General features: G+C 39.5%; 3 protein-coding genes and 1 pseudogene. 2 read left to right on the forward strand and 2 right to left on the reverse strand.

What is annotated here, in order from left to right:
• Positions 1-103: pseudogene (locus CHL74_RS16495) on the forward strand (ISAon1 family transposase); the annotation flags it as partial.
• On the opposite strand, the gene CHL74_RS14955 reads toward CHL74_RS16495, so the two are convergent.
• Both CHL74_RS14955 and CHL74_RS14960 read right to left on the reverse strand, forming a co-directional pair.
• The gene (locus CHL74_RS14955) at positions 100-1,047 is read right to left on the reverse strand and encodes a PD-(D/E)XK nuclease family protein (RefSeq protein WP_094881971.1); all 948 of its coding nucleotides are present in this window, start codon (positions 1,045-1,047) and stop codon (positions 100-102) included. The pseudogene CHL74_RS16495 and the gene CHL74_RS14955 sit on opposite strands and share 4 nt — an antisense overlap.
• Before the next feature lie 64 nt (positions 1,048-1,111).
• Positions 1,112-1,336 (reverse strand): DUF6140 family protein, encoded by a 225-nt coding sequence (locus CHL74_RS14960; protein WP_094881972.1) that lies wholly within the window; start codon positions 1,334-1,336, stop codon positions 1,112-1,114.
• Between the two features lie 1,631 nt (positions 1,337-2,967).
• Between CHL74_RS14960 and CHL74_RS14965 the strand changes: the two genes are divergently transcribed.
• A complete protein-coding gene (locus tag CHL74_RS14965; protein WP_094881973.1) occupies positions 2,968-3,765 on the forward strand; it encodes an AAA family ATPase in 798 nt (265 codons plus the stop codon).
• Positions 3,766-3,814 lie beyond the last annotated feature (49 nt).

Genomic DNA, 3,814 nt, shown 5'->3' on the forward strand with positions numbered 1-3,814 from the left:
TGCAGAATCTTTCAATGCAAAAGTCAAGCATTTCAGAGCACAACTTCGGGGTATCATTGACAAGAAATTCTTTCTCTTCAGACTAACAAGATTGTATGCTTAATCCACACACTTTTTCAGGTGAGCCCAAATTTCGCTATTACCTTTAATCCAAATTTCAAACCTACTATAGTCACAGAACCACAGTTCTATCCAATAGCCAGAATTTGAGCCTTTGTCATAGCCATATTGGTTCCATATCTGCAGAAATGTGCATCTTTCATTATTAAAGTATCCGGGATCTTTTCTTTGAAAAATCAACTTTAAACAGTCTTTATTCAATTTTTCAAGACTTGACATTATTTCATTAAAGCAATACTCAGAAACTTCATCATTGTAAAATAATCTCGATATGTCTCTAACTTTAGCAAAGGGGTTGTCCTTGGTGTCGTTATTTAAAGAAAGTAGTTTTTCCACTTCCTCATTCATTTTTTCTTTATATCCCATGTTCTTCAATAATGTTATATACGATTGTAACTCACAACTATTACCACATGCATTTTCTAAAAGATTTGCAAGCTCCATTATAGATAGATTTTTATCGGCACCAATATCATTAAAGTTGCTTCCCTGTAAACAAACAGTCTTTACAACATTAAATCCGTTATGTTTTAATCCTGCCTTATAGTCTGCAAGTTGACATTGTTGTTCTTGAGCATTATTGAGCTTATTCTCTATAATAACTTTATTATGATTATTTATAATACAAATATCTATTCTTCGAGGTCCACTTCCGTCTGTTAACATCCTCCGAACAGGCATTTCCGTTCGTATTGTAACGTCTTCAAAAGTTTCATCACATTCTATCTCTTTAAGAAAAGCATCTAGAAAAGAACGCTCAAGACCATGTCGCCCTAATGGATTTAGCAGTTCTGCCAATATTGATGAGTGGCATATCTCTTTTTGCGAAACATATTTCACAAAAGTCTCCATAGGATTATATATGGGCTTTGAACCTTCAAAAGCAGGTACCTTGGCTATTAATTCAAGTATCTCTTTTTCGTTCATAATAATTATGGTATTAAGACGAATTCAACAGTCTATATTATTGTTGTATAGATAAACCAACACACTAATTGTCCAACTTCACAAATTCAAAATCATTCTGATTGCAGCATGCCTTCTTGTAGTCGAAGGCGTAGAGGCGCATGTATGCCTCCTGCAGTTCCTTGGCTCCATTGTAGAAGGGGTTGGTGGGGTGCTGCTGTGTTGTCACTGTCACAACCATTTCCGGTGTGAGGACTGTGCCGTTTGTACGTTTGATACGTTTAGGTTTTACTTGGAATACCTTACTCATAGTTATTCGTTTTAAGGTTTCATATACTGCCGATTGCACGGCTCTGTTTTTCTAAAAGGCAAAGGTAGAGGAAATCTGCGGACCTTGCAAAATTACAAGCGAAAAAAGAATGGCGCGAATCCCTTCTCTCAACACTTCCTTGTAAGTTAGGCTCTGGTAAAACCCGTAGAAAAGAAAATATGAAAGAGGAATCCACACCATATACTGGTGCGGACTCGCTCAAACAAATTGTGTTCTTTCTACGTTTCAATTTACCAGATTTCAACTTACAGAACTATTTGCTTGTTCGTGTCCACAAGAATATCTTGCTTCTGCATCGTAGCGACTTCAAGCGAGGACTTTCACCTGCTCTGTCGCATAGCGACTACAAAAGTGGGAAAAATCCGGTTAACTGCCAAACTTTTCGGAAGAAATCTTGCGGATTCCTCTAACTTTTCCTGTCTATGATGTATCCTCAAGCTTTTCCATATTTCTCATTCGTTCCTTTTTATTATCTGCCGCAAAAGTAAAGAAAAGATATGTCAAAAGTAGACATATCTGGAAAAAATCTGTGAAAATCTGCGGTATCTGCTGGAGAACATATCCTCAAGCAGCATCCATGATATCCATGTTAATAACAGGGTGCGCAGGAGTCTCCCACAGATCGCGCTGATGCACACAGATGGCATCTTGTCAAAAAACGCCTTTATGTCCGCCATGCAAATATCGTACAAAGAGTAAAAACATGTTACAAAATAAAAATCAATTCTAGAGAATCGAAAAGATGTTTTTATGGTATTCTGCTGAGCAAACAGCACCAATGCTTAACGATAGTGCCACTTTTACAGTACAATAGTGCCACTATTAGGGTGTAAAAGTGGCGCTATTGCATGGTAATAGTGGCACAATTGGAGTGTAAAAGTGGCGCTATTGCAACACAAATCGGCTTATTGCTGCTTCTTTTTTTTGCACACTTTCCCCACAAACCTTCTAATCCACTGTGTATAAACCGTCTATCCTTGCACGCTCAAAACTCAAGAATTTCGCACCAAAGATTTCTTCGTGCGTTCAACTCATAGTATTGAGCATCAGAAATGCAAATATTGTCTTTAGACATGAAGACATGTTTTTTTGGACATTAAGACATGAGGTACATGTTTTTTAGACAGGAAGACAGGAAGACATGTTTTTAGGTAATGGACTAACTGTAGAAGAGGCTATGTCAAAACTCAATCAGCGCGGGTTGAACCAACGGTCACCGGCGTGAAGCGGAAAGGTAAGGCCCAATAATCACATAGCCCTTTCAAGGCGTGCTATTGTACTTTTGACACACCCTCATTAAGAATTTTGACTTTTTGAATTCTTGCTTAGGCAAGCGGCAAAGCCGAGCGAGGAATTGTTCTCGGCTTCGCCTGCGATTATAAATTGTTCAGTTGAATTGTTAGGGTAAACGGTTAATTTCATTCAACATCGCATCGGTTCGTGCGAAAAAATGTAGATATAAGACCAGGAATGGATGGAGAACAGGCCTTTGTATGCTGTTGGCGATTGGGTGTAGATTAAGAATCCTAACGAAAAGTTTGGAGGTTTTCGATTTTAAGCGTATCTTCGCAGATAGAAGGTATAAATAAGACAAAAGGAGAACGAGATATATGGCAGACATCAACACAAGAAGATTACCTGTAGGCATTCAGTCGTTCAAGGTGATCAGGGAAGAAAACTATCTGTACGTTGACAAGAGCGACATTGTGTGGAATCTGGTCAACTTAGGACAGAAGTATAATTATCTGAGTCGTCCCCGACGATTCGGCAAGTCTGTGCTGGTTGATACGTTGGAGGCGTACCTTCAAGGAAGGAAGGATCTGTTCGAGGGGCTGAAGATAATAGAGATGGAGAAAGAATGGAAGCAATATCCCGTCGTCCGTCTTGACATGAGTCTGGCAGGCTCCACAGCAAAAGCCATCCAATCCTATCTTAGCGATGCATTCTCGGAATATGAGTCGACATACGGCATCACCCCATTACCGACAGCTTCACTTGCTGTAAGATTCAAAAACATTGTCACTACGGCATTTAAGAAGACAGGCAATAAAGTGGCAATTCTTATAGACGAGTATGATTCTCCACTTCAACACTCATGGATGACAGCCGAACATAATGATTGCACGGACGTTTATCGTAATGTATTCGCTGTACTGAAGGCTTGCGACGAATTCGAAAAATTTGTCTTTATCACAGGCATCACCAAGTTCACCCAAATATCTCTCTTCTCTGTCCTCAACAATCTGTCGAACATCAGCTTCACACCTGAAAACGCAGCCATCTGCGGCATTACGGAGGAGGAGATGAAAGAAAACTTCATGCCTGAAATCGGCTCATCCGATAAAGTCCGTGGCATCCCTACCCAAATATCAACGATACACGATAGAAAAAGAACGGTATGTCCCTAACTCCACGCAGTTGGCCTCTAAATGCCTTAAGCTTGGAGTTGAGTGATTC

The organism is Prevotella sp. 885, from assembly GCF_002265625.1.
Classification (GTDB): Bacteria; Bacteroidota; Bacteroidia; order Bacteroidales; family Bacteroidaceae; genus Prevotella.

Coding starts and splice junctions, on each gene's coding strand:
- CHL74_RS14960 (WP_094881972.1), bottom strand. CDS start 1,336: ATGAGTAAGGTATTCCAAGTAAAACCTAAACGTATCAAACGTACAAAC.
- CHL74_RS14965 (WP_094881973.1), top strand. CDS start 2,968: ATGGCAGACATCAACACAAGAAGATTACCTGTAGGCATTCAGTCGTTC.
- CHL74_RS14955 (WP_094881971.1), bottom strand. CDS start 1,047: ATGAACGAAAAAGAGATACTTGAATTAATAGCCAAGGTACCTGCTTTT.